General features: G+C 53.5%; 27 protein-coding genes. 8 read left to right on the top strand and 19 right to left on the bottom strand.

Annotation, left to right across the window (positions count from 1 at the left end):
- Nucleotides 1-110: 110 nt before the first annotated feature.
- A complete protein-coding gene (locus tag H7K52_RS19085) occupies nt 111-194 on the bottom strand; it encodes a small membrane protein YohP (RefSeq protein ID WP_019105993.1) in 84 nt (27 codons plus the stop codon).
- A gap of 255 nt (nt 195-449) precedes the next feature.
- On the opposite strand from H7K52_RS19085, the gene H7K52_RS10580 reads away from it, so the two are divergent.
- Entirely contained in the window at nt 450-695 is a 246-nt protein-coding gene (locus H7K52_RS10580) for a hypothetical protein (RefSeq protein WP_003854040.1), read from the top strand.
- A gap of 111 nt (nt 696-806) precedes the next feature.
- On the opposite strand, the gene gntT is transcribed toward H7K52_RS10580, so the two are convergent.
- Entirely contained in the window at nt 807-2,123 is a 1,317-nt protein-coding gene (gene gntT, locus H7K52_RS10585; protein WP_003854041.1) for a gluconate transporter, read from the bottom strand.
- 292 nt (nt 2,124-2,415) lie between these two features.
- On the opposite strand from gntT, the gene H7K52_RS10590 reads away from it, so the two are divergent.
- Nucleotides 2,416-3,564, top strand: coding sequence for an iron-containing alcohol dehydrogenase (locus H7K52_RS10590; RefSeq protein WP_033763076.1), 1,149 nt, complete (start codon nt 2,416-2,418; stop codon nt 3,562-3,564).
- 108 nt (nt 3,565-3,672) lie between these two features.
- On the opposite strand, the gene H7K52_RS10595 is transcribed toward H7K52_RS10590, so the two are convergent.
- The 4 genes from H7K52_RS10595 to H7K52_RS10610 form a co-directional block, all read right to left on the bottom strand.
- Nucleotides 3,673-4,509: a Cof-type HAD-IIB family hydrolase gene (locus tag H7K52_RS10595; RefSeq protein WP_008924994.1), complete on the bottom strand. Its 837-nt coding sequence runs from the start codon at nt 4,507-4,509 to the stop codon at nt 3,673-3,675.
- A gap of 101 nt (nt 4,510-4,610) precedes the next feature.
- Nucleotides 4,611-5,075 carry an RcnB family protein gene (locus tag H7K52_RS10600; RefSeq protein WP_182630022.1) on the bottom strand — a complete coding sequence of 155 codons (465 nt, stop codon included), beginning with the start codon at nt 5,073-5,075 and terminating at the stop codon, nt 4,611-4,613.
- Between the two features lie 271 nt (nt 5,076-5,346).
- Nucleotides 5,347-6,444, bottom strand: coding sequence for an ABC transporter substrate-binding protein (locus H7K52_RS10605; protein ID WP_182630023.1), 1,098 nt, complete (start codon nt 6,442-6,444; stop codon nt 5,347-5,349).
- 235 nt (nt 6,445-6,679) lie between these two features.
- Nucleotides 6,680-7,966 (bottom strand): HAAAP family serine/threonine permease, encoded by a 1,287-nt coding sequence (locus H7K52_RS10610; protein WP_182630024.1) that lies wholly within the window; start codon nt 7,964-7,966, stop codon nt 6,680-6,682.
- Between the two features lie 365 nt (nt 7,967-8,331).
- On the opposite strand from H7K52_RS10610, the gene H7K52_RS10615 reads away from it, so the two are divergent.
- Both H7K52_RS10615 and H7K52_RS10620 read left to right on the top strand, forming a co-directional pair.
- Complete coding sequence (locus H7K52_RS10615) at nt 8,332-8,922, top strand: hypothetical protein (protein WP_182630025.1); 591 nt, start codon at nt 8,332-8,334, stop codon at nt 8,920-8,922.
- A 150-nt stretch (nt 8,923-9,072) separates the two neighbouring features.
- Nucleotides 9,073-10,266 (top strand): zinc-dependent alcohol dehydrogenase, encoded by a 1,194-nt coding sequence (locus tag H7K52_RS10620; RefSeq protein ID WP_003854051.1) that lies wholly within the window; start codon nt 9,073-9,075, stop codon nt 10,264-10,266.
- 64 nt (nt 10,267-10,330) lie between these two features.
- Here H7K52_RS10620 and H7K52_RS10625 read toward each other — a convergent pair whose 3' ends face one another.
- Nucleotides 10,331-10,537 carry a hypothetical protein gene (locus H7K52_RS10625; protein ID WP_039659145.1) on the bottom strand — a complete coding sequence of 69 codons (207 nt, stop codon included), beginning with the start codon at nt 10,535-10,537 and terminating at the stop codon, nt 10,331-10,333.
- 188 nt (nt 10,538-10,725) lie between these two features.
- Between H7K52_RS10625 and H7K52_RS10630 the strand changes: the two genes are divergently transcribed.
- Nucleotides 10,726-11,460 (top strand): GNAT family N-acetyltransferase, encoded by a 735-nt coding sequence (locus H7K52_RS10630; RefSeq protein WP_182630026.1) that lies wholly within the window; start codon nt 10,726-10,728, stop codon nt 11,458-11,460.
- Between the two features lie 14 nt (nt 11,461-11,474).
- Here H7K52_RS10630 and H7K52_RS10635 read toward each other — a convergent pair whose 3' ends face one another.
- A complete protein-coding gene (locus tag H7K52_RS10635; protein ID WP_182630027.1) occupies nt 11,475-12,167 on the bottom strand; it encodes a YetF domain-containing protein in 693 nt (230 codons plus the stop codon).
- Between the two features lie 601 nt (nt 12,168-12,768).
- Between H7K52_RS10635 and H7K52_RS10640 the strand changes: the two genes are divergently transcribed.
- Nucleotides 12,769-16,527 carry an NAD(P)-binding protein gene (locus tag H7K52_RS10640; protein WP_182630028.1) on the top strand — a complete coding sequence of 1,253 codons (3,759 nt, stop codon included), beginning with the start codon at nt 12,769-12,771 and terminating at the stop codon, nt 16,525-16,527.
- A gap of 14 nt (nt 16,528-16,541) precedes the next feature.
- On the opposite strand, the gene H7K52_RS10645 is transcribed toward H7K52_RS10640, so the two are convergent.
- Nucleotides 16,542-16,871 (bottom strand): hypothetical protein, encoded by a 330-nt coding sequence (locus H7K52_RS10645; RefSeq protein WP_003854059.1) that lies wholly within the window; start codon nt 16,869-16,871, stop codon nt 16,542-16,544.
- A 351-nt stretch (nt 16,872-17,222) separates the two neighbouring features.
- Between H7K52_RS10645 and H7K52_RS10650 the strand changes: the two genes are divergently transcribed.
- Complete coding sequence (locus H7K52_RS10650; protein ID WP_003854064.1) at nt 17,223-18,461, top strand: AI-2E family transporter; 1,239 nt, start codon at nt 17,223-17,225, stop codon at nt 18,459-18,461.
- 65 nt (nt 18,462-18,526) lie between these two features.
- Here the strand turns inward: H7K52_RS10650 and H7K52_RS10655 are convergent, their stop codons facing one another.
- From H7K52_RS10655 to H7K52_RS10685, 7 genes are all read right to left on the bottom strand, one after another.
- Nucleotides 18,527-18,844: a hypothetical protein gene (locus H7K52_RS10655; protein ID WP_003854066.1), complete on the bottom strand. Its 318-nt coding sequence runs from the start codon at nt 18,842-18,844 to the stop codon at nt 18,527-18,529.
- Between the two features lie 138 nt (nt 18,845-18,982).
- A complete protein-coding gene (locus H7K52_RS10660) occupies nt 18,983-19,408 on the bottom strand; it encodes a DUF4186 domain-containing protein (protein WP_078804181.1) in 426 nt (141 codons plus the stop codon).
- An 11-nt stretch (nt 19,409-19,419) separates the two neighbouring features.
- Nucleotides 19,420-19,692, bottom strand: coding sequence for a cupin domain-containing protein (locus H7K52_RS10665; protein WP_003854069.1), 273 nt, complete (start codon nt 19,690-19,692; stop codon nt 19,420-19,422).
- Nucleotides 19,693-20,166: 474 nt separating this feature from the next.
- On the bottom strand, nt 20,167-20,400 hold the full coding sequence (locus H7K52_RS10670) for a hypothetical protein (RefSeq protein ID WP_003854071.1): 234 nt from the start codon (nt 20,398-20,400) through the stop codon (nt 20,167-20,169).
- A 297-nt stretch (nt 20,401-20,697) separates the two neighbouring features.
- Complete coding sequence (gene corA / locus H7K52_RS10675; RefSeq protein ID WP_003854075.1) at nt 20,698-21,663, bottom strand: magnesium/cobalt transporter CorA; 966 nt, start codon at nt 21,661-21,663, stop codon at nt 20,698-20,700.
- Between the two features lie 103 nt (nt 21,664-21,766).
- The gene (locus tag H7K52_RS10680; protein WP_008924985.1) at nt 21,767-22,786 is read right to left on the bottom strand and encodes a DUF481 domain-containing protein; all 1,020 of its coding nucleotides are present in this window, start codon (nt 22,784-22,786) and stop codon (nt 21,767-21,769) included.
- Nucleotides 22,787-22,888: 102 nt separating this feature from the next.
- Nucleotides 22,889-23,485, bottom strand: coding sequence for a DUF1349 domain-containing protein (locus H7K52_RS10685; RefSeq protein ID WP_078804180.1), 597 nt, complete (start codon nt 23,483-23,485; stop codon nt 22,889-22,891).
- 353 nt (nt 23,486-23,838) lie between these two features.
- Between H7K52_RS10685 and H7K52_RS10690 the strand changes: the two genes are divergently transcribed.
- Nucleotides 23,839-24,075: a DUF2171 domain-containing protein gene (locus tag H7K52_RS10690; protein WP_003854080.1), complete on the top strand. Its 237-nt coding sequence runs from the start codon at nt 23,839-23,841 to the stop codon at nt 24,073-24,075.
- A gap of 171 nt (nt 24,076-24,246) precedes the next feature.
- Here the strand turns inward: H7K52_RS10690 and ddpX are convergent, their stop codons facing one another.
- The 3 genes from ddpX to H7K52_RS10705 all read right to left on the bottom strand — a co-directional run bounded on the left by ddpX (nt 24,247) and on the right by H7K52_RS10705 (nt 26,697).
- Nucleotides 24,247-24,828 carry a D-alanyl-D-alanine dipeptidase gene (gene ddpX / locus H7K52_RS10695; RefSeq protein WP_078804179.1) on the bottom strand — a complete coding sequence of 194 codons (582 nt, stop codon included), beginning with the start codon at nt 24,826-24,828 and terminating at the stop codon, nt 24,247-24,249.
- A gap of 224 nt (nt 24,829-25,052) precedes the next feature.
- Nucleotides 25,053-25,544 (bottom strand): hypothetical protein, encoded by a 492-nt coding sequence (locus H7K52_RS10700; RefSeq protein ID WP_008924982.1) that lies wholly within the window; start codon nt 25,542-25,544, stop codon nt 25,053-25,055.
- A 187-nt stretch (nt 25,545-25,731) separates the two neighbouring features.
- Nucleotides 25,732-26,697, bottom strand: a complete 966-nt coding sequence (locus H7K52_RS10705) for a hypothetical protein (protein ID WP_182630029.1) — start codon at nt 26,695-26,697, stop codon at nt 25,732-25,734.
- Nucleotides 26,698-26,755 lie beyond the last annotated feature (58 nt).

Consider the following 26,755-nt stretch of genomic DNA (forward strand, 5'->3'; position numbering starts at 1 on the left):
TCTGCTGCCCACGACGCCGATGGATCCCATTACACAGTGTCTGCTGGCCAGCCAGAAAACAGTTCGGGCACCTGATTAGGTGCCCGTTGTCGCTGAAGCTTTTACAAAAATCAGAAAATCAGTTTGAACACCCCTGTCAGGGTCAGCAGGCCGACGATAAAGATAATCGCGATAATCCACAGAATAATTTTCATTTCCTTTTCCCTCACTGATTAGACATGTTTCCTGTAGGCAGTATAGACAGGAATATTTATCGCGCCGCTTCACTCAGGCTTCAATTGGTCAAAAGTTCACCAATCCTGCTCTTTATTTGCTTTATGGGATAGCGATCGCAACACCAGTTTTTACCGGCACTCTTTTTTCGTTTTAAAGAATACTCCTGGCTAAAATTTATGCGGCAAGGCAGGCCTCAATAGTGATGAGACTGAAATGAGTCGCGAGGAGATCTTATGAGCACGATTAATACCAGCATGGGCCGCTACAGCCTTAAGGCCAAAAACAGCGGTAACCACATCAGAGGTTCTTTCGCCATCAACGATGAAGGCGGCACGCAGCTCTCTATGCAGGAGTTTGACGAGCACTATCTTGATGATGTGGTGAATAACGTGATCTACCCGGTCACTGGCGGCAACCGTGAAATTGCACGTGCGCTGCGGGAAGAGATGGTGAAAGCCGGTTTTGAACCGCCTCACTAAGGCGTCAGAATTAAGTGACAGCCTGGGCCGCACTTGCGGCCCTTTTTAGTTTTAACGTCGTGCACCCGGTCAGAACAGAGCGCCGCTGACAGATGTGCCAGCGACGACAGGTTAAATCACCCAGGAGAGCAACAGGCAACCCACCAGGCCACAAACCGAAATAATGGTTTCCAGCGCAGACCAGGAGCGAATGGTTTCGCCAATCGTCAGGTTGAAATACTCTTTGAACAGCCAGAATCCAGGGTCGTTAACGTGAGAGAAGATCACGCTGCCGGACCCCACGGCGATCACCATCAGTTCCGGGCTGGCGCCACTGGTAACAATCAGCGGTGCAACAATACCGCCGGCAGTAATCGCTGCTACCGTGGCAGAGCCCAGCGCAATACGCAGCACTGCGGCAATCGACCACGCCATAAAGATGGGTGACAGCTGCGTTGAGTGCATCATGCTGGCGATATATTTATCTACGCCACTGTCCACCAGCACCTGTTTAAAGGCACCGCCACCACCGATGATCAACAACATCATGGCAATGATTTTGATCGAGTCGGTCAGGGTATCCATCACCTGTTCCATCGTGCGGCCACGATTCAGTCCAAAGGTGAAGATGGCAATCAGCACCGCAATCAGGGTCGCCATGACCGGGTCGCCAAAGAACTCCGCATAGGGCAGCAGCACGTGGCCTTTTGGCAGCAGCATCTCCGCCACGGCACGCAGCGCCATCAGCACCACTGGTACCAGTGCCGTCCAGACACTCACGCCAAAGCTGGGCATTTCCGCTTCGGTAAACGTTTTCGGGTTATAGAGCCCCTGTGGAATCGGTTTATCGATATTTTTCAGGAAACGTGCGTAGACCGGACCTGCCAGAATCACCGTAGGGATACCCAGCAGCGTGCCAAACAGCAGCGTTTTACCCATGTCTGCGTTAAACAGCGTGGCAATGGCGGTTGGACCCGGATGGGGCGGAAGGAAACCGTGCGTCACGGACAGAGCAGCGGCCATCGGCACCCCGACATAGAGCAGCGGCACACGCGCCGACGCCGCCACGCTGAATACCAGCGGCAGCATCAGTACAAAGCCGACTTCATAGAACAGCGCAAATCCGACAATAAAACCGGTCAGCACCAGCGCCCACTGAATGTGCTTTGTGCCGAATTTCTCAATCAGGGTGGTCGCGATACGTTGCGCCCCGCCGCAATCGGCCAGCAGTTTACCGAGCATGGCACCAAAGCCCATGATCAACGCCAGGCTGCCCAGCGTGCCACCTACACCCGCTTTGATTGAGGTAATAACTTTATTCACCGGCATGCCCTGCATCACGCCGACGGCCAGCGCCACCAGGATCAGCGCGATAAATCCATTGAGCTTAAAGCGAATCATCAGCAGCAACAGTAGCGCGACGCCGATCGCCACATAGAGTAATGGCATAGCTTTTCTCCACCTTGTGCACCGAACGGAATACGGTGTCGATTTATTATCATGATCCCCGTAGGGCGACAAAACAGTGCCTTTGTAAGATGTTTACACATCCCGACAAACGCTGTTACCGATAACATGTTAAGGGTAACATCCGCAGGAAAGCATCACCCCGCCGACGGTGAATTTCTGTTTTGCGAAGGTGATCAACTTTTTGCCGATGCGTTATCAGAAAGTTTGCCAGTGTCGACGCCGCGCTTTTCGTTACACTCAGATTTTAGTGAAATGTAAAAAGGATGCACTGGTGAGTGAGAACCTGAGTGAGCTGTACAGTAATCAACGAACCCTCTTTGGCCGCGGCAGTCTGGATAAGCTGGTGCCGCTGCTGGCCGCCCGTTCACAGCCTACCCTGCTGTTTTGCGGACAATCTTTCCTGCAGGGCCCGGCCTACGCCCGGCTGAAAGCTGGCCTCAACGATCACATTATTGGCTACGAAATTGTCAGCCATGAAGCCTCGCCCGCTGAAATTGATGGCTGGGTTGCGCGCTGGCGCGGGCATGTTGATCGGGTAGTCGCGATTGGCGGAGGGAGTGTGCTGGATGCGGCGAAAGCGTTCAGTGCGATGGTACAGCATCCGTTACCTGTCGCCCGTTATCTGGAAAAAGTAGGTGACACCGCCGTTCAGCCCATCACGTTGCCGCTGATTGCTGTTCCGACTACTGCCGGGACCGGCAGTGAAGTGACGCAAAATGCGGTGGTAACCGATCAGCAGGACATTCAAATCAAAGCGTCATTGCGTCACCCGGTCTTTGTGCCAGAGGTGGCGATTCTTGACCCGGATCTGCTGAAAGGTGCACCTGACTCTGTGCTGGCGACCTGCGGAATTGATGCCTTTACCCACCTGTTTGAAGCGTATCTCTCCAGCAAAGGCAATCTCTTCACCCGACAGCTGGCGCTGACCGGTCTGCGTCAGTTTATTCAGGCCTGGCCTGCACTCAATCGCGAGGATGCGGTTGGTGATGAGGCACGAGAAGCGATGATGATGGCGTCGTGGCTGGGAGGTGTCAGTCTCAGCAGTGCGGGTCTCGGCGTGATCCATGGTATTGCGGGAGAACTGGGGGCGATAAAACCGTTCCATCACGGAGAAGTATGCGGACGGCTTCTGTTTCCGTTCCTGGATCTGTTGTCTGATAGCGAGCAGCCGCTGCAGCGAAAGCTGATGGCCGAGCTACACCCACAACTTTTCAGCGAAACCACGGATTCACCGGCACAGTTTCTGAAGCAGTGGCTGCAGGCGCAGTCGATCACCCCGTTCTGGCAGGATGGCCCCACACTGAGCCGCACCGAGGTCGAGTGGATTCTGGCGCGTGCCAACAGCAAAAACTCGCTGGTAAATTACAGCCACGAACAGATGCAGACGATGATTACGCAGGCCTGGCAAATCACGGCGTGATCAACGCGAATCTCGCTTCCCGGTTCCGGCAATTCTGACCTGCCAGCCCTGGCAGGTCAGGCATCCGCTCAGCGCAATTCTGTTGCATCCGCGCTCTGAGACGCGAGGCTAAGCCTCTCTGGCGCTAAAAGGCCCCTCACCTGCCAGCATCTGCTCAATCACCTGCAGCACGCCCTGCTCGTTGTTAGAGGGCGCTTCAAAGCGCGCCGCCTGCTTCACCCGCTCAGGCGCGTTACCCATGGCAAAACTAAAGCCGGACTGTTTAAGCATCTCCAGATCGTTACCGCCATCGCCGAAGGCCAGCACCTGGTCGTGCGTAATCCCCCAGCGTTGAGCCAGCAGATCCAGACCGTGCGCTTTATGATTTCCCGGCACGATCAAATCTACCGAACCGTGACCGCTGGAGGTCGCCGCCACGCGGCCCTGATGCAAACGCTCAATATCCGCCATCAGTGCTTCGATGTGATCGTCAGACAGATTCAGTGCGAACTTAAACAGCCTGTCATCCTGCACCTCATTCAGATGATGAATCGGCTTCAGCCGGTGACAGTAGTGGCGCATCTTCTTAAGCCAGGTCTCTTCCATGCCCTCGAAGTAATACGCGCTGTCACGTCCACACAGCAGGTAACGCAGGCCGGGATAGTTGCCGTTTTGCAGAGTGTCGATGACCGCTTCCACATCACGTCGTTCAAAGGCACCGCAAAACAGCTCCTCATCACGATCAATAATCCATGCGCCGTTCTCTGCCACAAAAGCGATATCGCTGGCGATCTCCGGGAAGAAGGATTTGAGCTGGTAATACTGATTGCCGCTGGCTACCACAAATTTGATGTCACGGGCGGTGAGTTGCTGATAGCCGTCGAGAAAACGGGATCGATTATACTGCTTGTTATCGTCCAGAAACGTGCCATCCATATCTACCGCAACCATCTTAACCGTCGTCATCATGACTCCTTACACAGGAAATTTCAGAGTGGAGTCTCAGGATAGCCGCTGGCGCAGCAAAACGGAAAGAAAGAGGGATGGCCTGAGCCATCCCCCGGGAATCAGTTCAGGGCGCTATTCAGCACCAGCGCGGTAATCACCCCGGTCGCGGCAGCAATCAGCACATAGTTGCCATCAATGTTTGCCCAGTGGTAACCACGTGGCGGTTCACGCAGACCGCGTTCATGCCAGTCGGCTACACGATAATGGTCACCGCGATATTCTGGCGGAACAGGATGGCCGCGACGGAAGTCGTGTCCCTGCCAGGCGAAATGGTCCCGGTCATTGCGGCCTTCTCTGCCATGGCGTTTGTTATCCTGATCCGGGCGATGATTGCCCATATCATGATCGCGATTGTCGCGACCGCGATTCTGGTCAGGACCGCGATTGTCAGGACGATGATCATCATTCTGATGTGGCACCGGCATACGCGGTGCGTCTCCGTGATCGTCTGCCCGTGAGGCCTGAGAAAAGAGTGTGCTGCATGTCAAAAGTGAAGCGATAAGCGTAAATGTTGTTTTTTTCATGATACTGCCTCCGAAAATAACGGCTGTTCAGGCACCGTTGATTGGCATGATGGCAATAATTGTGGCGGGAGACATCTTCAAAAGTCTTAAAATCCGGTAACTTACACACTATTACGCTTGCTTAGCGCTTTCTTAACACACGTCATATCCGGACAGCTTTCCTGACGTAATCCAGATATCAAAGAGTCAGCCTGATAATCACGCATCAGGCTGACTGTTTAAGCGTTGAGATGCGTCAGGATGCTGAATCGCTCTCTGACGCGTTATCCGGTTATGGCGTACTGAGGATCACTGGCGCGTCCGGTAACCCGGTAAAGTGCGTCACAATGTGGTGATAATCAGCCGTCGGATCCAGATCCCTGAACAACTCCGGATAGAGATCTTTTGCCAGAATTTCCATCCCGATAATGTTGTAAGGGTGATTATAGAAATGGTGATAAACGCCATACACCCGCTTCTGTTTTACCGGTTCGATCTGCTCCAGACCGGTACGGCTCTGCAGGCGGTTAAAGGTGGCGGTCACGTCAGCCTGGCTGGCACCGTAGCCAAACGGCAGCACATTGCTGTTCGGGCGTTTAGAGCCGGTCATGATGTAGACGTCCGGCTTCATGGCGATAATCTTCTCCAGCGACACAAACCCTGAACTGCCGGGCAGTAACGCTGAGCCAATGTTTTTTCCACCGACCGCTTCTACCAGCGCGCCCCAGCCGTTATGACCGTGGGTAAAGCAGCAGTTATCGCTGTTGCCGGCAATTGGCTCAATAAACACTGTCGGCTTGTGCTGCACCTGGGCAATCTTCTGCTGAAGCATCTCCCAGCGCTGCTGGTAAAAATCGGCATAGGCTTTTGCTTCGGCTTCGCGGTTCAGAACGGCGCCCAGCACTTTCACACTCTTCAGGGTATTCTCTTTTGGATGGAGTTCATCATCCAGGAACAGCACCGGGATATGCAGATTTTTCAGGGTCGCCAGCACGCCTGACTGCACCAGGGCCGGTTTGGCACGCAGCTGGGCAATCATCATATCGGGCTGCTTAGCCAGCACGCTCTCCAGATTGACCTGTCCCTGATCGTTAAAGCCCATGTCCACAATGGATGCGGCCTGCGGCCAGCGCTGCTTCAGCAGGTCCCAGGTCTGAGTGTCCTGCTTTTTCGGCAGGTTGTTCCAGGCGACAACCCGCTGAAACGGATTCTGTCGATCCAGTAGTGCCAGCGACATCACGTCGCGCCCATCCTGCAAAATTACATGTTGCGGCTCTTTTTGCAGCGTAATTTTCTGGCCATCCATGTCGGTCACGGTGACCGGATAGGTGGTAGCCGCACAGGCCGTTGACAGTAAAAGTGTGGTAGCTGCAGCAATCCCGATTTTCATTTTTCTCCTGTCCCATAAAGGAATAATAATTATTCGCGTTTACTTTACCATGCGAATACGTAACAAATGTAAAAATTGCTGACCGGATGCTACTGGCAGAGAAGATCAGGAACGCGACTGCTGGCTGAAATCACGAAGCGATGGCGCAGAATTGCGGAGGAGGAGAGTAAGAACGGCGAGTAGCGGGCAGGAAAGCAGGCGCGTCTCAGCGTGACTGAGATGCGCCTGTTGCGTGTTACTTCACCAGCGAATAGAAGATTGCAGAGATAGCAATTAGTCCGATCAACACAACAAACAGGTTGCTGATGTGACCACTGTGTTTACGCATCGCGGGCACCTTCTGGATGGCATACATCGGCATCAGGAACAGGATCATGGCAATAATCGGTCCGCCCAGTGTCTCAATCATGCCGAGAATATTCGGGTCCAGCGTCGCCACCAGCCATGTGGTCAGCAGCATAAAGAGTGCCGTCAGGCGATTCAGTCTGGCTGGCGCGATGGTCTTACCGCGACTGCGCAACGCCTTATTGACCATACCGTTAAATCCTTCGCGCGCACCCAGATAGTGACCCAGGAATGATTTGGTGATCGCCACAATGGCAATCAGCGGCCCCATCCACGCAATCATCGGCACCTGAAAATGGTTAGCCAGATAAGAAAGGATGGTGATGTTCTGCGCCTTGGCAGCGTGTAAATCTTCGGGCGACAGGCTCAGCACGCAGCTGAACACAAAGAACATCACCGTCACTACCATCATCAGGTGCGAACAGGCCAGAATGCGCGAACACTTTTTCTCAGCGGCATCGCCATACTCTTCGCGCTTCGCCAGCGCAAAGGAAGAGATGATAGGTGAATGGTTAAACGAGAAGACCATCACCGGAATCGCCAGCCACAGCGTCATCCACAGGCTGCTGCCCGCAGGCTGAACGTTAAGGGTCGACAGCGCCGCGCCGTGCCAGTGTGGAATCAGGTAGCAGGCCATCAGCATCAGTACCGCCACAAACGGGTAAACCAGCACGCTCATCGCTTTCACGATCATCTTCTCGCCGAAACGCACAATGGTCATCAGTCCGACAATCAGCAGCAGCGACAGCAGCACACGCGGCGGTGGCACCAGGCCAAGCTGATTCACCATCAGGCTCTCTACCGTATTGGTAATCGCCACGCTGTACATCAGCAGTATCGGGTAGATAGCGAAGAAATAGAGCAGCGTAATCAGCTTGCCCGCGCCGACGCCAAAATGCTCCTCGACCACTTCAGTGATATCACCGGCCGGATTTTTACCGGAGAGCACAAAGCGCGTCAGAGCGCGGTGCGCAAAGAAGGTCAGCGGAAAAGCCAGCACCGCCATAATGATCAGCGGGATCAGACCGCCGACACCCGCATTAATTGGCAGGAACAGTACACCCGCGCCAATTGCCGTGCCGTATAAACCCAGCATCCACATGGTGTCGGTTTTACGCCATCCCGTATCGACGTCACTCTCAAGCGCACCCAGCGTGCCCGTTTGCGTGGTTTTCATCAGATTTTCCGTGTTAAAAAGCCGCCATTAATTTGAGCCAACAGGCAGGAAAAGGTCTCTCCCGCTCTCCGCCTCTGCTGCAAGCGGATCAGTGAAGGGTGCCGCTGATCCGCCCGCGCATAGGTAATCGATTGCGTGCGCCACTTTTTACACTACATGACGATAAAACTTCAAGTAACGAAGATAAACTCGCATGTGTTGCGCAAAAATCCGTCATATCGTGCAAGGCGACTGCACGGCGATCATGCCATTTATGTGGCGGTTTTACCCCCTTAAAAAGGTGATCCCTGCAACGATTCAGCATAACGGACTACGCTTTACCTCACGCTGTCGCGATCACGCCGACAGATGCAAAGGAGATGAAAATGAAGATTGCCTGCCTGGGATGGGGATCGTTAATCTGGAAAACCGGCGACCTGCCAGTGGCCAGTCCGTGGCATCATGATGGTCCTGCGGTACCGATTGAATTTGTGCGCATCGCTGACGGCGGTGAACTCTCGACCGCAATCTGTCTGAACGCAAAACCGGTGCAGGTACTCTGGGCCAGGTTAAACACGGCGTCACTGGAGAGCGCCTGCCGTGCATTGCGCCTTCGTGAGGCGATTCCGGACAGCCGCGTCGATGGCATCGGCATGATTACGGTGACAGAGAACGCAACCGGACCGCTGGCGGAGTGGGCACAGACGAAAGGCATTGAAGGATTAATCTGGACCGGTCTGCCCGCCCGCATGGCGGGAACGGAAGGCCAGATCCCCACGCTGGATGACGCACGGCACTATTTGCAGAATCTCACCGGTGAAACACGCGAGCATGCGTTTCACTACATCGAACAGGTTCCGGCGCAGATCGATACGGTTTATCGTCGTGCCTTTGCCGATCTGGCCCGCTGGCAGCCCGATTCGGCCTCCGCCCCGGTCGCTACGATCCAGCTGCATCCGCCCTGTCAGCCCGGCTGATACAGGTCAGTCATATGCACCGCTCTGCTTACTCCTCAAAGGGTTACTACACTTCAGGCAGGTTGCGATTTCAGGTTCCCTGAGTCTTTCCCGCGGGTAGTCACGCCTTCTGGCCTGACCACCATTCCCTTGTCAGCAGGAGATGAAGAGATGAAAGCATTAACTTATCATGGTCCCCATAAAGTCAGTGTGGATAACGTGCCCGATCCGGGACTGGAAGCCGCCGATGATATTATCCTGCGTGTGACCGCTACCGCTATTTGCGGTTCAGACCTGCATCTCTATCGCGGCAAAATCCCGGGGACCGGGCATGGCGATATCTTCGGTCATGAGTTTATGGGTGAAGTGGTTGAGACCGGAAGCGCCGTGACCGCCGTGGCCAAAGGTGATCGGGTTGTCATCCCTTTTGTTATCGCCTGTGGCGACTGCTTTTTCTGCCTCATGAGTCAGTATGCCGCCTGTGAAAATACCAATAGCGGACGAGGCGCCATCCTGAACCGCAAAAACATCACGCCACCTGCGGCGCTGTTTGGGTTCAGCAAGCTTTATGGCGGTGTGCCTGGCGGCCAGGCGGAATATGTCCGTGTGCCCAAAGCCAATACAGGCCCGTTCAAAGTGCCGTCGGTGCTGTCGGATGAAAAAGTGCTGTTCCTGTCGGATATTCTGCCCACTGCCTGGCAGGCGGTGAAAAACGCTGAGGTCAAGCCGGGCTCCAGCCTGGCAATTTTCGGTGCCGGACCGGTTGGCCTGCTCAGTGCTGCCTGCGCCCGCCAGCAGGGTGCCGAACAGATCTACATGATTGACCATAATAATTACCGCTTAAACTTTGCCCGCGAACGTTACGGCGTAATCCCGATTAATTTCGATGAAATTGATGATCCGGCTGGCTGGATTATCGAACACAGTACCGGCAATCGCGGTGTAGATGCCGTAATTGATGCCGTCGGGTTTGAGGCAAAAGGCAGCATGACTGAGACCGTGCTCACCAATCTCAAGCTGGAAGGCAGTAGCGGCAAAGCATTGCGTCAGTGTATTGCTGCAGTGCGACGTGGCGGTATCGTCAGCGTGCCAGGCGTCTACGCAGGATTTATTCACGGCTTTCTGTTTGGCGATGCCTTCGACAAAGGGCTGACCTTTAAGATGGGACAGACGCATGTCCATGCTTATCTGCCTGACCTGCTGAAGCTGATTGAGCAGGGCCATCTGACGCCGGAAGAGATTATAACTCACCATCTCCCGCTGGAAGATGCCGCACGCGGCTACGATATTTTCGCAAAACGCGAAGAGGAGTGTCGCAAGGTGATTCTGGTGCCTGGCATGGCAGCCTCCCAGGCCACCATTTAGTCACATGAACCAGCAGGGCCACATTCCCTGCTCCCCGGCAGAGAACTCTGCCGGGGAATTCATTTCAAAACGGCTTACGCTCCAGACTGCTTCGCCACTCCCGCCGCTCCAGCAGATGTTCATCCGGCGAATCCGCCGTGTCCACCTGACTCCCCTGCTCGAGCAGTCGCGCACTGCGTGAATGGGGATGACTTTCACTGATCACCTGTTGTGAAAACGCGCCAAACGATAACAGCAAAAACAGTAATGCACTGGCCAGCCTCACTTTCATACGCACACCTCAATGAATTCGGTGTCGCTATGCTGCCTGAAGGGTTTTCATTTTCTGTCAGTAACAGGCAAAGTTATGTTGGTAGCGGGAACAAGCTGCGACGGGTTTACTCGCGGTTCAGGATAGCCCGTCAGTACAGCTCGAAAGTTTTCCCGCTTCCCGTCCCTATTCCCTTCAGGAGGATGCCAGTGAACATCAATCAGTTTGATCAGCCGGTCGGTGAAGCGTTGCCCCACTGGCAGCCGGTCGCCAGACCGCACAGCGTTCCTCTCCAGGGACAGCACTGCCTTCTTTTACCGCTTAGCGTGGATCATGCAGAGTTGCTGTTACAGGCCTTTATGCTGGCACCGGATGATCGCGACTGGACCTGGCTGAGCGCGGAGCGGCCCGCTTCGCTGGTGCAGATGCAGCGCTGGATTGCGGATAAAGTTGCCGATAAAGCCCTGGTACCCTTCACTGTCTGCACGCCGAATCAGCAGCCCTGCGGTGTGGTCTGCTTCGCCAGCATTGAACCCGAACATGGCACCCTTGAAATCGGTCACGTCACCTGGTCGCCGCTGATGCAGCGTAGTGTGATCGGCAGCGAGGCGATTTTTCTGCTGCTGCAACAGGCTTTCTCGCTGGGGTATCGGCGAGTCGCGTGGCGCTGTGATTCAACCAATGTGGCGTCACGACGCGCAGCAGAACGGCTGGGGTTTCGATTTGAGGGCCGTTTTCGTCAGGTCATGACGCGAAAACAGCGTAATCGGGATACCGACTGGCTGTCGATGATTGATCGGGAATGGCCAGACGTTCAGCGCGCCCTGAACGCCTGGCTGAGCGCGGATAATTTCACCGCCGAAGGAGAGCAAAAGCGCTCACTCAGCGCCTGTTTCGCCGGTGCTCATCGGGGCGATACTGACGCGACAAGCCGGAAAGGTTAAGCAGGCACGGGCCATTAATGCAGCCGACGCACGCTCAGTGCCGCAGACCAGCGCTGCCGCTGACAGCGCGGACAGACGGCCGGCTGCCCGGCTTCTATCCTCTGTGTTTGCCCGCAATGCGTGCAGGCGTAAAGGGCGCTGATCGGCACCGTACTGTAATCCTGCCGATGATCCGGCGGCAGTATGCTTAGCCCGGCGCGAATCTCATTATCATCATAGAAATAGAGGCTAAGCTGACCGTCGACCTCCACCAGCGCCAGCCGGACCTGTCCCAGATGCTCCACGCCGCTCTGCCGCAACTCCATAAAGAACTCATCTTCGGAAATATTCAGCCGATCCAGACTTTCCAGCACATACAACCCATCTTTAATCAGCGTAATGACGTCGCCCTGAATAAATCGTGAAAAGCGCGGGCTGTGTGCCGTCAGCCAGGTCGTCAGGCGGTAGAGGGCCAGAAGCACCACAAACACCATAATGACCGGCAACACCGGTACATCATCGTAAAATGTGACGTCACCCGATGCCGAGCCCAGTGTCAGGATGACCACCAGTTCGAACAGGGACAGCTGGCGCACGCCGCGTCGTCCAGACACTTTCAAAAAGGTGAATACCACCAGATATGCGATCAGGACCCGCGCCACCACCTCAAATAAAAAGGTGGCCGGTTGATCGTTGAGTAAGAAACGGTGCCAGTCGAATGAGAACATAGTCTGCTAAACATCCTGTTTTAAAGGAACACGCATTATCGCAGCCCTCCGTTGATGACCCGCAGATTCAGGCCAGTGATAAGTAAATCTTGTCGCCAGCCCGCCAAAAGGCAAGCGAAGCTGTAACGTAAAAGCGGGTGAGTCTGACCTCTCTGCATGTGAAGGAAAAGGTTAATAAAGCTGAAAATAGCGCTGACTTCGTTCACGTTGCGCTTATCAAACAGATTATGAAACCTAACCAAAAAATATCCTGTTTCTGACTGGAATTCTTTTACCGCTGCGCTTTTTTCTTTTTACTTCAATAAGTTGATTACCACACTCTCGCATCTATACTTTCCAGTAAGGCTTCCATAAACCCGATAACATTCAGAGAAGTCAGCCTTTTTCCTGCCGATAGCGCCGCACGTAGACACCTGCTATCTCTCGTCAAGACCGCCACAGGACCTGATGCCTGTCCTTCAGTGGTTGTGCCTTATGGCAAGGATCGCCCATCTGTTCAGACTGGTCATAACGACCAGTCTGCAATGCATACCTGTAACGCCCTGACCCGTTTCACGACGGCTCGTCAGAGAGAAACGTGTTGCTTTTTTCGGGAGATGCCATGACGCCTTTTACCAGTTTCTGGCAGGCCGGCTATGAAGGTGCCGACCATATCAATCCTGCCGGGATTGCGCTGTCGATGAACGATCTTAACCAGCATCAGACACGTGTAGCAGAGGATTATGCCGCGCTGTCCCCCTTTTCTATTCGCACGGTACGCGAAAGCGTCGGCTGGCGCTTATGTGAACGCGATGGGCATTATGACTTTTCGACGGTCGCTGCGCGGATGCGGGCCGCAGAGCAGCAGGGCATCCAGCTGAGCTGGACAATCTGCCATTACGGCTGGCCCGCTGGCGTCAGCCTGTTTGATCACGATTTTATCAGTCGCTTTGCTGCGTTCTGCGGTGCGCTGGCCCGCTTTCTGGCGCCCTGGTATCAGCAGCCGCCGGTCTACTCCCCAATGAATGAAATCTCCTTTGTCAGTTGGGGCATCTCGGTCGGGCTGTTCGCCTGTGAGGCGATTCCGGCGCCGGATCGGGCGGATGCTGCCAAGCAGCAACTGGTTCGCGCCACTCTGGCCGCCTGTGATGCGATCTGGCTGGCCGATCCGCGCGCCCGTCTGCTGCACTGCGATCCGCTGATCCATATCGTGCCCGATCCTGCCGATCCCACCAGTGACGTGCTGGCACGTGAGATGTGCGATACCCAGTATCAGGCGTGGGACATGCTTAGCGGCAGGCGTAACCCGGAGCTGGGTGGCACACCGCGCTATCTCGATCTGATTGGCGTGAATTACTACCACGATAACCAGTGGGAACAGGGCTCAAACCTCCGCCTTTACTGGCATCTGGGCGACAACCGCCGCCAGCCACTGCATCAGATGCTGCAGCAAGTCTGGCAGCGTTACCAGCGGCCCATTCTGCTGGCGGAAACGAGTCATGTTGGCAGCGGACGTGGAGCCTGGATCAGCGAAATCACCGCCCAGGTAGCGCAGGCACAGCTGGCAGGCGTTGATCTGATCGGCGTCTGCCTCTATCCGATCCTCGATCGTCCCTTGTGGGAAGAGACAACCTTCTGGACCCGCAGCGGTTTATGGGATCTCGATCTGCTGGGGCCGGATCCTTACGCCCGCCAGTTACAGCAGCCTTATGCCGACGCTTTACGGCAGGCGCAGCGCTTTTTGCAGCACATTCAGTCCCCACTACAACGTCAGGAGCACACCATGAAACCACCTGTTCTCATTGTTTTCAGCCATTTACGCTGGGGATTTGTTTTCCAGCGTCCGCAGCAGCTTCTGACACGCCTGGCGCAGCACTATCGCGTGCTGTTTGTCGAGGAGCCGGTCCGGCAGTCGGGGCCACCGGGTCTGCATCAGAGTTCACCTGCCGCTAACATCACGGTCATCCAGCCACATACCGACAGCGACGCGCCCGGTTTTCATGACAGCCAGATCGCGCCACTGTTGCTGCTGCTGGCGCCACTTCTTGAGGAAGATGAACAGCCGCTGATCTGGTTCTATACGCCGATGGCGCTGCCGCTGCTGACGCCGTTTGATCCCTCGCTGGTAATTTACGACTGTATGGATGAGCTTTCCGCCTTCCAGAATGCGCCGCGCCAGTTGCAACAGCGCGAATCGGCACTGATGACCCGCGCCGATCTGGTCTTTACCGGCGGCACCAGTCTTTACGAAGCGAAGCGTGACAAACATTCTCAGGTCTATTGCTTTCCCAGCAGTGTCGATGCTGTTCATTTTGAGCAGGCACGCGATCGCACTAATCGTCATCCGTTGCAGGATACGATTCCACCGCAGCGTCTGGGATACTACGGCGTGCTTGATGAGCGCATCGACCTGTCGCTGATTGCGACGCTGGCAGACACCCACCCCGAATGGCAGATCATTATGGTTGGGCCGGTAGTAAAAATTGATCCCGCCAGCCTGCCACAGCGCGACAATATTCACTGGCTCGGCCAGCAGCCCTACCAGGCACTGCCGCAATTTCTGGCAGGCTGGGATGTTTGTCTGATGCCGTTCGCCATTAATGCCTCCACCCGCTTCATCTCGCCTACCAAGGTGCTGGAATATATGGCGGCGCAGCTGCCGATTGTCAGTACCGCGATTGTCGATGTGGCGCGCCACTACGCAGAGGAGGTGGCAGTAGCAGAAACTCACCCGGCGTTTATTGCCGCCTGTGAACAGGCAATGGCGATGGGTGCCGCTGAGCGGCTGGCGCTGATGGGACGGATGCAGACAAAAGTGGATGCCACCTCATGGGATCGCACCGCTGAGCAGATACATGGACTGATCCAGCAGGCGCTCGCGCAACGTCAGCCTGCCCTGAAGTCAGCCAGTCAGGCCAGCGCACAGACTAACGTGACACCTTTAACGCCGGCCATGCTGGAGAGCGATGCGGTGCCCTGCCTGATTATCGGAGCCGGACCCACCGGGCTGAGCGCCGGTTATCACTATGGCGAAGGTGCCGTACTGCTGGAGAAAAATAGCACCCCAGGCGGCTGGTGCCGCTCGATTGACGATCAGGGGTTCACCTTCGATTATGCTGGTCACATTATGTTCTCGCAGGACCCATATGTGTTGCAGCTCTATGAAATGCTGCTGGGCGACAATCTGCACTGGCAGGCACGTGAAGCCTGGGTCTACAGTGACGGCGTGTATACCCGCTATCCGTTCCAGTCTGCGCTGCACGGCTTGCCGGTCGAGGTGGTAAAAGAGTGCGTGCTGGGGGCTATCGAGGCGCGTTATGGCGCAACGGCGACAGCTGCCGTGCCGCTGGATCGCGCGCGGGCGCGGCGGGATTGCTGTGCGGATGGCGCGATTCCTGATGAGGGCAGCAGCAGCGGCATGGTGGAAGGCGAAGAGGATTTCCAGCACTTCATTATGCGAACCTGGGGTAAAGGCATCGCACGTCACTTTGCCCTGCCCTACAACCAGAAGCTGTGGAAGGTGCCGTTGAGCGACATGGAAACCTCGTGGCTGGGCGGACGCGTCCCACTGCCCGATCTGTCGCAGATCATCGATGGCGCACTACAACCACTGGCGAAACCGGTCGGCCCTAACGCCCGATTTGGCTATCCGCTGCGGGGCGGTTTCCAGGCACTGATGTCCGGCTTCCTGCCGCATCTGAAATGTACGCTGGAAACGGATACGACGCTGACCCGCATCTATTCGCAGGCGCATGTTGCGCTGCTGGCGGATGGTCGCCACTACCGTTATGAGCAGTTGATTAGCACCATGCCGCTACCGGAGCTGATTAAACTGATGGGCGATGAGGTGCCAGAGAGTGTGCAACAGGCGGCGCAGCAGCTGCAGTTTGTTTCGGTGCGCTGTGTGAATCTGGGCATTGGTCGCGCTGATCTGACCGAAAAGCACTGGATTTACTATCCTGGCGATACGCTGTTCCACCGCATCTTTGTGCAGGGTAATGCCAGCCCACACTGCAATCCGCCGGGCGGGTTCGGCTTAACCTGCGAAATCACCTACAATGCGGCCAACCCACTGCCGCTGGAGGGCGATGCGCTGATTGAGCGCTGCCGTCAGGATTGCATCAGGGTCGGCATGATCACTGCGGACGATCCGCTGCTTTGTGCTTCAGAGGTTGATATGCCCTATGCCTACGTGGTCTATGACCATGCACGAAGCGATAACGTGGCGCTGATCCGTCAGTGGCTGCTGACTCAGGATATTCATCTGTCGGGTCGCTACAGCGAGTGGGAATATTACAATTCGGATCACGCGTTTCTGGCAGGTAAACGTGCAGCCGAAACTGTCCGGCTGCAGCATGTCCGCGCAGGAACCGTTGGCTGATTTTAAGCCACCCGCTACGACAGTCGCTGGCTGCACTTCGCGGCTTTCAGCGACTGTAACTGATTCAGTCGCCGTTCTGCCTTCTGGCTGGCATTGTATTTCGCAATGCCATTACCCAGCCCGAAATCGCCGACAAACCCCAGTACGGTCAGTGCATCAAACTGGCCGGTTTGCTCAATGTCACTCTGCACGCTGTGCGCTTTCACGAGTTCCTGATCCAGTGCACTGCAGTTAAGTGTCGCCGTCTCTTCCGGCGTTACGGCCGCCGCCTGAGGATACTGTTTGGTGGCACAGCCGGTTAATGCCAGCGCCAGCAGCACCGTTAAAACGCTCGGTTTACCCATTTCTTATTGCCTGTTTTTTGCTCAGTCAACGCTATTATCGGCAGCATACACAGAGAACATGAGTCTCTGACCTACCAATAATGGTCGAAACCGCTACGCTAATGTAGGATTCAGCGCGCTGCAGTCATAAGCAGCCTGCTACCGACCGGAAGTCACGCAGCGAACGAACATTATCCGTTCATCACTTCTGCCAGACCTTTCAGATAGTTAGCCAGTATGATGCTGCCACCAGCAGCGTGTTAAGAACAAAGCCAGACCGTTAATGCGTCCCAGGCCCTCGCATAGGCGAAGACAGGCACAGAAAATTTGCGCGTCGGGTTTATCAGCGTTTGTTCCAGATGAGGTTTTTCCATGCGTTTTAAAGGATTGAACATCGGGTTTTTCATTTTGATTCTGGCTATCGCCACCGTCGCTTTTTTTGACGTCCTTTCGCCCTATTTCTCGTCGATTTTATGGGCAGCGATTCTGGCGGTCATTTTCCATCCGCTGAAAACCTGGCTTCGTAATCGACTGGGTGATCGTAATGGCGTAGCGGCGTTAATTACCCTGCTCTGTATTTGCCTGATTGTGTTTACGCCGCTGGCGATCATTGCCTCCTCACTGGTGGTTGAAACCAACGCCGTCTATCACAAGCTGCAGACCAACTCGTCGCAGTTCCCGGTGGTCTTCGCCGATCTGTTGCAGCATCTGCCGCGCTGGGCGAAGCATTTTCTGGCTGAAAACAATCTGGATAACGCCGGGCAGATTCAGCAGAAGCTCTCCTCGTTTGCCCTTAAGGGCGGTCAGTATGTCGCGGGCAGCGCCTTTATCATCGGTAAAGGGACGTTCAGCTTCACCGTCGGCTTTGGCATCATGCTTTATCTGCTGTTCTTCCTGCTGAAAGATGGCTCCTATCTGGTACATCTGATTCTGGAAGCGCTGCCGCTTTCAACCTACGTGAAGCATCACCTGATGGTGAAGTTTGCCGCCGTGGCGCGCGCGACGGTGAAAGGCACGGTGGTAGTCGGTATCGTTCAGGGTATTCTCGGCGGGTTGGCCTTCTGGTTTACCGGCATCGACGGCAGCCTGCTGTGGGGTGCGCTGATGGCCTTCCTCTCCCTGATTCCGGCCGTCGGTTCCGCCATTATCTGGGTGCCTGCGGCGATCTTCTTCTTCGCCACTGGCGCACTGTGGAAAGGGCTGTTCCTGGTGGGTTTCTTCGTGGTGATTGTCGGTCTGGTGGATAATATCCTGCGTCCGCTGCTGGTCGGCAAAGACACCAAAATGCCTGACTACATGATCCTGATCGCCACGCTGGGCGGTATGGAAATCTACGGCATTAACGGTTTTGTTATCGGTCCGGTGATTGCTGCTCTGTTTATCGCCTGCTGGAATCTCCTCTCCGGACGCGACAACCGCGAGAATATCGAAGCCATCGACGAAGAGTTTATCGAAGAAGGCAAGAAACAGTCCGATGACGCCGCCGAGGCAGCAGCAGAAGCCGCGGCAGAAGCGGCTGCGGCATCAGCGGAAGCGGCTGCAGAAACGGAAAGCAAAGTCTCAGCATTAGTCGCCTCGCAGAGAGAGAAAGCAGCCTTGAATAAGCCCTGACAGCGTCAGGCCATAAAAAAACCCACCTTTCGGTGGGTTTTTTTTAACTCTGAAACAGCAGCGAATTAGTTGGTCGCTTTGTTTTTCAGATCTTCAGCACCCTGCTTGGTTTTATCCCAGCCTTTCTCAGTGCCTTCTTTGGTTTTGTGCCAGCCCTTCTGTGTACCTTCGGTGATTTTGCTACCGGTGGTGTGGCTCTTGCCTTCAGCGGCGTGCTCAGACTTCAGCTTCAGCTCTTCGCCTTCGTTCTGGGTCTGATGCAGTTTTTCTTTCGCGGTATCAGCGCCTTTATGCGCTTCTGCAACGGTGTTGTCTGTAGTAGTAGCAGCAAATACTGGCGAGGCCAGCAAAATAGCAGACAGTGCAATAATTGATTTCTTCATAATTCCCTCTGTATTCATCGTTGCCGTGTAGGTTTTAATCCTGGCATAGCCTTCCCAGGAAAGATTTAAGAATAAACCAGGAATGAAAAAGGGCCAGTTTTCACCAGAAAAAGTGATTGATTGTGGATTTTTCGCCCACTACCAAAGCGCGAGCTGCGGATCGTCGTCTTTTTCAGGCTGATTTCGGGTCACGCGAGCAGGCGGCGCAGGCTGTTCCAGCTGTCGCGTAATCCACGCCAGTAACACCGTTACCACATACACCTGCTGCTCAGCACTCAGCGGCTGATGCTGTCCGATATTGTGCCATTTACTCAGACAGCCACGACAGCATGTCGCGGTGGCGTGCTGGGCGATAAACACCGGATGGCCGCGCATGGGTGTCTGTTTGCCATCATTCTCAGGCTGGGCAGGCGCAAGGCGCTGTTCCACAAACTCTGCGGCGTGCTGTCTCACCACCGACTCGCCTTTGCTGTTGGCGTAATCATATTCAGCGCGTCCAAGGCGAAAACGCTGGCGGAACGGTGAGCGCGCCAGCCGGATAAAGAGATCGTCTGAAACCTTCATGCTAATACTCGTTACTCATATTTACGTCCCGCCAGATAACTGACGCCCTGCAGACCAAACGCCTCGCGATGCAGCTCATTCGGCTGCAGGTGAAATGTCTCACCGGGATGATACGTCGTGTCGCCCTGTTCAGTACTGATAGTGATGTCACCACTGAGAATCAGTGCCAGCGCCTCAAAGGGATGGACGTGATTATCAAGCTGGGCTGACGCTGCACGTTCAACCAGCAGCGGCTCATCAAAGCCCTGTTCGGCTAACAATTTTCTGAATTCATGTTCGGTCATGGCAACACCTCGATGTGGAACAGACCCTAAGCAGTGTAGACGATCTTTATGGTTACTTATGTCACTCAACGGGTTACGTACCGTCGCGCAGGCAACGTTGTTGACCGGTCAGTCGGATGGTGTTCCTGCTCTCTTATTGTCGCTGGTTTGACATCAGGATGACAAAAAAGTGTGTTCACCATGAAAGAACAGGGCTATTGCTGATTAATCACCAATAGTCCAAAAGAGGCGTGGAGGCCCGTCGGGCACAGACGCTGCTGACTCAAACAGGACTCATTATGCTGCAATCAGACGAAAACGAACCCCGCAGCGACAGCCAGTGAATCGCAGCGTAGGCCAGTCGCATAGTGTGGCGTGGATAGCGTTATTGTCGGCGGTGGTGCCAGTAGGTTAAATGCGGCGGCAGCGTAACGGTGTGCGCACCCGACGATGGATTACTGAATGCCAACCGCCAGGCGTCTTCCCGGATGGAAACTAGTGCTGGTTGCCCATTTTTTCGGCGTAGTCGATATGTTCGGAAAGACTGGCAACCAGTTTTTTGGCCATTTCAATGGTCAGCCCCAGGAACAGCGTCTCCTGCGGGCCCTGTTCACGCGGGGCGTCGGGATCGATATAACCGAATTTGAGGACGAGTGCCTGATGCGAGCTCAGAGGACCGATATGCCAGCCGGTGATCGGATAGAAGGTAAAACGTGTAAATTCATTCACATTAATCCTGACTGTAAAAGCATAACGCTGATTGATAGTCAGGCCAGCTCTGATGATAAAACATGAGTGGAGTAGTGAGTCTGAACTAAATCGACAGGATTACAAGGGCAGCGGCAGAATAAGCGCAGCGTCAAAGGGTTCGCTTTGTGGCGGTGTCTGTTGCCTGTTCTGCCGGACCAATCCCGCGCATCTTCATGTGGACCCGCGGCAAAAACGGGCAGCTGCGTCAGTTACAGCGAAATAACACGGGTCAGGAACCGGATGACCGCCTGTGCAGCCTCTCCTGACCCGTCACGATCACAACCAGCCAGAGCGGCGCAGCCTGGCCCACAGCCCGCCGCAGGCCACCAGTGTCAGCCCGACAGCCAGCGGATAACCATACAGCGACTTCAGCTCCGGCATGTGCTCGAAGTTCATGCCATACATGCTGAATACAACTGTCGGAATCACCAGAATCGCGCCCCAGCCGGCCAGCTTTTTCACCACTTCATTCTGCTGCACCGTGACCAGCGCCAGATTGACCTGCATGGCGCTGGTCAGCATCTCGCGCATATCTTCCGCGTCAGTTACCACATGGCGGGCATGGTCCTGTACGTCACGGATATAGGCACGCAGCGGACGGGGTATCAAATCTTCATGCAGGTGAATAAGCTGATTGCAGATCTCTTCAACCGGTAGCGCCGCATTGCGCAGCGACAGCAGATGACGACGCATGGTGTAAACCGATTGCACCGACTTGCGGTCGAATTCGCTGGTAAAGAGATCGTTCTCCATCTGCCCGACCCGCTCATTCAGTGAGGTGGAGAGTTGAGCATACCGATCCACGACAAAATCGAGCAGGCAGTAAAGCGGATAGGCCGGACCAAATTTTAGCAGCGCCGGGTTTTCAGACGCCCGCTGTCGCACCGGGGTGTAGCTTTCCGATGCGCCGTGACGGATGCTGATCAGGAATTTTTTCCCAACAAAGAAATGGGACTCACCCAGCTCGCAGGTATCATCCTTAGCGCACACCGTCTTCACGACAATAAACAGTGAGTCGCCATAATGTTCGATTTTAGGTCGCTGATGGGCATTAAGCGCATCCTCAACCGCCAGTTCGTGGAGTCCAAACTCCTCTTTAATCTTCGCCATAAACTCAGCGTCTGGCTGCCACAGCCCAAGCCAGATAAACGCCTCCGGCTCTTTAATCACTTCACTGATATCATCGACCTGGACCTCTTCGCCCGCGCATCCCGGACGATACACCATGCTACTTACGATCATCTTCTGCATTCCTGTTGTGACAGTACATGGAGCTTAGCTAATGCCGGGCCTGTAACCGGATAAAAACCGTAAGGATTTGCTGCGGCGTTGCGCAATCTGCGGATTACCACTTTAGCCCAAGCCCGGTGGAGAAGATGCCTTCATTCAGGGTATCCGGTATGCCGCTGACCAGGTTGCGATGATAGCCAATATGCAGGGTTGACCAGGAAGTCAGGCTATAGCGCATTCCGACTTCCGCATCCAGCATAAATACCCCGTCATCGTCCAGCGAATGGCCGATGTCGCCATTGCTGTAAAGCGTGACCGACTTGCCCAGCAAATAGCGCTGATAGTTCCAGCGTACTGAGCCGCCAAAATGTCGCTCTTCCCTGTCATCGCTGTAGCCATACTCAAAGGCACCGCCCAGCAATGAGAGTGAGAACGCGCTGAGTTCAGTGTCCCACAGCTGATAGCCTGGCCCGGTCCCGATCAGCGCCTGCCGGGAGAGATTCTCAACCCAGTCGCGCTTGTAGGTCGCGCGGGTCTGCCAGAAATACTGCTCCCTGACCAGGTAATCAAAGGCATAGCGCAGGCTGTAGTTACTGGTGTTGATGCTGTCGTTTTCCTGCTCGCGATTGAAGGTCGCGCCGATGTCATGCCGCCATTTTCCCTGGTTGAGTTTGGTGTTAAGCGCAAAACTGTAGTCATCCGTTTTGGTCGAGGCTTTTTTGACTTTGACGCCCGCATCGATGTTGCCGGTCCAGGCGAGCTGATCGGTGCGTACTTTGGCTTTCATAAACTCGTCAATACGCCTGAGGGAGACCTGCTGCTCCTGCTCGTTGCGCTCAACCCAGACATAGCCGGGATCGGACGAGCTGAGCCGCACCTGATAATGCTCACCGGTCTGTTTGTTTTCGACATTGACCGGATTCTCGCTGGCGAGCGTGCTGACCGCATTCCAGTCCAGCGTGACGGTCCCGGCATACTGTGTCTCTATACCCAGCTTGCCGTCACTGAGATAACGAATCGTGCCCGTCAGCCGGTCGCCATTATTCAGCCAGACGGTATCGGCTGCGGCCTGCTCTGCCCATCCGGCACAGCAGAAGATGACCAGCAGTCTGGTCAACAAGTTGGAACAACGCATGGCTTTCCCTGTAAAAGCGTTGTCCTGCATGGACGACGCGTCACCGCAAATTCTGACCCGACAATTAAGCCGATTCTGCGATGATAAGCAATCTGCCCAGGGTTATGACAGGTCGTGCAGTGCTTTACCGAGCGGCGGAGTCAGCGCGAAATCCATAAAGCTAACCGCCAGCCCTTCGCGTTCGGGCGAGCAGCCCATCACGCCGACAAAACGCCGCCCCTGACCCGGCCACGGGCAGAGTCGCAACAGCGGCCATATCTCTCCATCAGTGGAGTACTGGATCCTCAGCGCGGCATTTTCCAGCGTGGCTCGCATCCAGAACTGACGCGCATCGCCTGGAAAAACGCCGGTAGACCAGTCAGAAAACTCACGCGTGACCACGCTGCCAATGGCGGGCTGGTCATCGTTGAACTCAATACCCGCTTTAACCCAATGCGTTTCACTGTCCTGAATGAACAGACCAGCCTGATCATAGAGCTGACTGAATTCTGCCCTCACCTGCACCTGAACGGTGAAGTCGTTTTCTACCCAGAAGCCAAAGGCGTGGCCGCTGTGCCGTTCGAAGCCGTACCAGGTGCGCTGCCAGAAATCACTGTTTAATGCGGTTTCGAACTGCAACGTATTGCCATCCAGACTGTGTACCGGCGGCTGATTAATCCAGACGCCGCCTTCGGTGGTCAATGAACTGACTGCTGTCATAGGGACTCCTTTCTGTACGTTAAACCGCCCGCGATCAGGTTGCTCTACCGCAAGGCGATGGGTCTGATTATCATAGCCTTGTTGTTAAACGCGCGGCAGACTCACGCAGCTAATCTGATTAAAGTGATGTGGCAGATGAACAGGTCAGAATGCCTGATGCAACAGACAAATCCGCCTTATCTGCGGTTTCGCTTATTTTTCTTTCACACACTTATGAGGGGAAATAATATCGACCAGGACCAGTGCACTTAACTATTTCATTTTGTTAATCGCCTGGCTAAAAACGTATTTAACTACCAGGCTTGTTTTGTCTGAGGGCAACTTAACTCATCAAATATAAGGATTAAGCCACCATGGTAGATAAATCAGAGATTCTGGATCACGCACAGGTTGTTGATGTAAACGGCGAACATGTCGGTATTGTCGACCATTTTGAAGGCGACGACAAAATTAAACTGGCGAAAAGCGACCCTGAAGCAGGCGGCAAGCACCACATTATCCCATTCAGCTGGGTTAAAGAAGTGGATGACAATAAAGTCATTCTCTCTAAAGCCAAAGCGGATGTTGAAAGCGAGTGGCAGTCTGCATAAATCGTTAGCCGTGGCGCCTGCCACGGCTTATTTTTATTACTCCAGAAAACCGCTGTAAATGAAAACGTCATTCCGCCCTGCCCGAACTCCTTTATTTAATCACTCTGCTTATATTAAACAGCGCGATACGCATCTCCCTGCACTCATTATACCCCGTCTGTTTATAACGCTTCAGATGTTGATATTTTCAGCATGAGACGAGGAATAACAGTGAAACACACCGTCAATCAGAGGATAGTTCTCTGAACCGGGCAATTCAAAATGCCACCATTCGGTTGCAATACCGCTAAAGCCACCGCCCAGCATGATGGCATTAAGCATCAGTCGGTTGCGCTGTGCCGGAACAGGCACTGCAGGATGATAAGGATGAGAGTGCTCACTCATCTCATCAAAGCCGGTGCCCATATCCACGATCTCACCGCGCTCATCGATCAGCGTCACGTCTACCGCCGTTCCGCGACTGTGGTTTGATCCACGCGAAAGCGGCACAACATAGTCAGGATTCGGACAGGCCTGCCATAAAATAGCCTGCGCAGCAGGTGGCCGATATGCATCGAGGATCAGCATCTTATAGCCCGCCACACCGGCGATATTGATACATTTTGCCAGCGCTTTCGCCGCATCAACGTGCAGCAGACAACGCGCGTCGCGATAGATCGGCTTACCGGTGAGGTTGTCAGCGGTGGCATATTTGAGATCGATGGCTGACTGAGGAAAGGCCTCAGCGATATCAACAAGACTCTGACTTTCCATGATGGGGTGCTCCTTGTTCATAAAATTTTAGGGTTCAGGTATCTTTGCTAACGCATTCTTCCAGACCGTAATGAACGATCTATTTCCTTACCAATTCTGAGGTATTTGCAGGCATTTGCCAGATTCTGTAGTGAATGAATCTTTCTGGCACTCCTGGACATCCTGCTTTTCAAAAAAAACAGTAGTCTAAAAAATTACATGTCTATCATTAACAAAAAATTACTTCAAAAAATCTCATTAAACTTACTTTTAGGCAAGAGTAATTTTACTGCCGGAATAAAATTAATATCAATGAGTTCTGCTTTTGGCATATAATGACCACTGTTATTCGACCAGCTTTTCAATACACCATTAATAAAATCCACTTCACCCGCAAAAAACACATCTTTATCAAGACATATTGAAGTATGGCCCTGTATTGGTTTGATAATATCAGAAGCAAACGTCCGGTAACCATCAGGTACGCCACAGAAGACCTTTCCTGGCGAGAAAGAGGGAATAACAAATAAAAATCGCCCATGAGGTTTCGGGATATTAACTTTCCTTTCAGGCATCACAGGGACAAAAAAATAATCATTGTCAGACAACCTCCTTAGCTCAAGGATTTGCTCTGGGCCCGCAGGTTCTTGTAAGGATAAAAATGAATTGATTGTCTTCATTTTAGCACGATGATTAAATATATTTTTTAACTTATCACGTTGAGTGCTTGTTAACATAAACATTACCTTTTATATTATAGAAAAATAAAAGCATCCACCAGAAAAAAATAAGAGAAACCTCACCCTGAAAACACCGCCATATTCTTCTTAAAAGCTAAAAAACCAAAAGAAGATATTTATGGAGTGTATGTTTTAACCCCAGCATTTTCAGGTGTGATATCAAACATGTTATTAAAATTATGCCTTAACGTTGCAATTTATGAACATCTGTTAAAAAGGGTATTTCCTTATCGGTATCTGGCGCAGAAACCTCTTTTAATTTATAGATAAACGCGCCGTATGTAGCACCCAGATAACGTATTTTTTCATAAGTATTTACTTGACAGACCTGAAAATAAACTTCTGGCGGATATAACACTTCACCTTCATCAATCCATGCTGATATTTCTGCACCAGAGTATCCCTCCACGATAAAGACAACTTTTTTATCTCCTTCAGAAACAGATCGGGAATCATATTTTCCTGCGGAAAACTCTCTGGCAACAAGCTGATATGTGGTAGTGGAAAGAAATTGATCTGTGGTTACAACGGTAGAATGCTGACTGTAATAATCGAGCAAAGTCACAAACTGTGATGACGCCAGAACGCCACGAAACGTTGTCCCTTTTCTTTTTCTTTCCAATAGCAGATTTTTAAGCAGTAATGTTGAAAAGCCCGCAGACAACCTGCCCTGTAATCTCATGCTTCTTACAGTAAAATCAAGGCTAAACCCATAACCTCTGGCAGCTTCTTCGCTTTCACGCCTGAACTTTTCAATGACATCCTCCATACTCATGGTAAGTGGTTCAGACACAAGCCGCTGAACTGGATTGAGACGTCGTCTTAAGGGCGTATTATAGTAATTACCTGAAGTAACATAGGTTGCTACCAATGCCCTGTGAAGGGTTTTTATGGGGCTGATTGCTTTTTCTTTTTTTACAACCATCCGGTTTCGCACTATAAAATCCTTTTTACAATACCCTTTTGATATAGCCATACTTCTTATTTTTGACTGAATAACATTATCACTACCCCCGAAATCCCAGTTGTATTCTTCAAACTCAACTTCGCAGTTAGTATATTTTGGGAAATAACACATAATCAATGCCTGTAGTTCCAATGCCTTGTTTACCTGCAATGGATTGCCGGCCACACACTTTTTTTTATCCATACGTATCTCCTTACTAATTAACGGATAAGAGGGGTGGCAGGAACATTCTCCCGGCACC

The sequence above is a fragment of the Pantoea hericii genome (assembly GCF_014155795.1).
GTDB classification, from domain to species: Bacteria; Pseudomonadota; Gammaproteobacteria; order Enterobacterales; family Enterobacteriaceae; genus Pantoea; species Pantoea eucalypti.

Coding starts and splice junctions, on each gene's coding strand:
- H7K52_RS19085 (WP_019105993.1), bottom strand. CDS start 194: ATGAAAATTATTCTGTGGATTATCGCGATTATCTTTATCGTCGGCCTG.
- H7K52_RS10580 (WP_003854040.1), top strand. CDS start 450: ATGAGCACGATTAATACCAGCATGGGCCGCTACAGCCTTAAGGCCAAA.
- gntT (WP_003854041.1), bottom strand. CDS start 2,123: ATGCCATTACTCTATGTGGCGATCGGCGTCGCGCTACTGTTGCTGCTG.
- H7K52_RS10595 (WP_008924994.1), bottom strand. CDS start 4,509: ATGACGACGGTTAAGATGGTTGCGGTAGATATGGATGGCACGTTTCTG.
- H7K52_RS10600 (WP_182630022.1), bottom strand. CDS start 5,075: ATGAAAAAAACAACATTTACGCTTATCGCTTCACTTTTGACATGCAGC.
- H7K52_RS10605 (WP_182630023.1), bottom strand. CDS start 6,444: ATGAAAATCGGGATTGCTGCAGCTACCACACTTTTACTGTCAACGGCC.
- H7K52_RS10610 (WP_182630024.1), bottom strand. CDS start 7,966: ATGAAAACCACGCAAACGGGCACGCTGGGTGCGCTTGAGAGTGACGTC.
- H7K52_RS10615 (WP_182630025.1), top strand. CDS start 8,332: ATGAAGATTGCCTGCCTGGGATGGGGATCGTTAATCTGGAAAACCGGC.
- H7K52_RS10620 (WP_003854051.1), top strand. CDS start 9,073: ATGAAAGCATTAACTTATCATGGTCCCCATAAAGTCAGTGTGGATAAC.
- H7K52_RS10625 (WP_039659145.1), bottom strand. CDS start 10,537: ATGAAAGTGAGGCTGGCCAGTGCATTACTGTTTTTGCTGTTATCGTTT.
- H7K52_RS10635 (WP_182630027.1), bottom strand. CDS start 12,167: ATGTTCTCATTCGACTGGCACCGTTTCTTACTCAACGATCAACCGGCC.
- H7K52_RS10640 (WP_182630028.1), top strand. CDS start 12,769: ATGACGCCTTTTACCAGTTTCTGGCAGGCCGGCTATGAAGGTGCCGAC.
- H7K52_RS10645 (WP_003854059.1), bottom strand. CDS start 16,871: ATGGGTAAACCGAGCGTTTTAACGGTGCTGCTGGCGCTGGCATTAACC.
- H7K52_RS10650 (WP_003854064.1), top strand. CDS start 17,223: ATGCGTTTTAAAGGATTGAACATCGGGTTTTTCATTTTGATTCTGGCT.
- H7K52_RS10655 (WP_003854066.1), bottom strand. CDS start 18,844: ATGAAGAAATCAATTATTGCACTGTCTGCTATTTTGCTGGCCTCGCCA.
- H7K52_RS10660 (WP_078804181.1), bottom strand. CDS start 19,408: ATGAAGGTTTCAGACGATCTCTTTATCCGGCTGGCGCGCTCACCGTTC.
- H7K52_RS10665 (WP_003854069.1), bottom strand. CDS start 19,692: ATGACCGAACATGAATTCAGAAAATTGTTAGCCGAACAGGGCTTTGAT.
- corA (WP_003854075.1), bottom strand. CDS start 21,663: ATGATCGTAAGTAGCATGGTGTATCGTCCGGGATGCGCGGGCGAAGAG.
- H7K52_RS10680 (WP_008924985.1), bottom strand. CDS start 22,786: ATGCGTTGTTCCAACTTGTTGACCAGACTGCTGGTCATCTTCTGCTGT.
- H7K52_RS10685 (WP_078804180.1), bottom strand. CDS start 23,485: ATGACAGCAGTCAGTTCATTGACCACCGAAGGCGGCGTCTGGATTAAT.
- H7K52_RS10690 (WP_003854080.1), top strand. CDS start 23,839: ATGGTAGATAAATCAGAGATTCTGGATCACGCACAGGTTGTTGATGTA.
- ddpX (WP_078804179.1), bottom strand. CDS start 24,828: ATGGAAAGTCAGAGTCTTGTTGATATCGCTGAGGCCTTTCCTCAGTCA.
- H7K52_RS10700 (WP_008924982.1), bottom strand. CDS start 25,544: ATGTTAACAAGCACTCAACGTGATAAGTTAAAAAATATATTTAATCAT.
- H7K52_RS10705 (WP_182630029.1), bottom strand. CDS start 26,697: ATGGATAAAAAAAAGTGTGTGGCCGGCAATCCATTGCAGGTAAACAAG.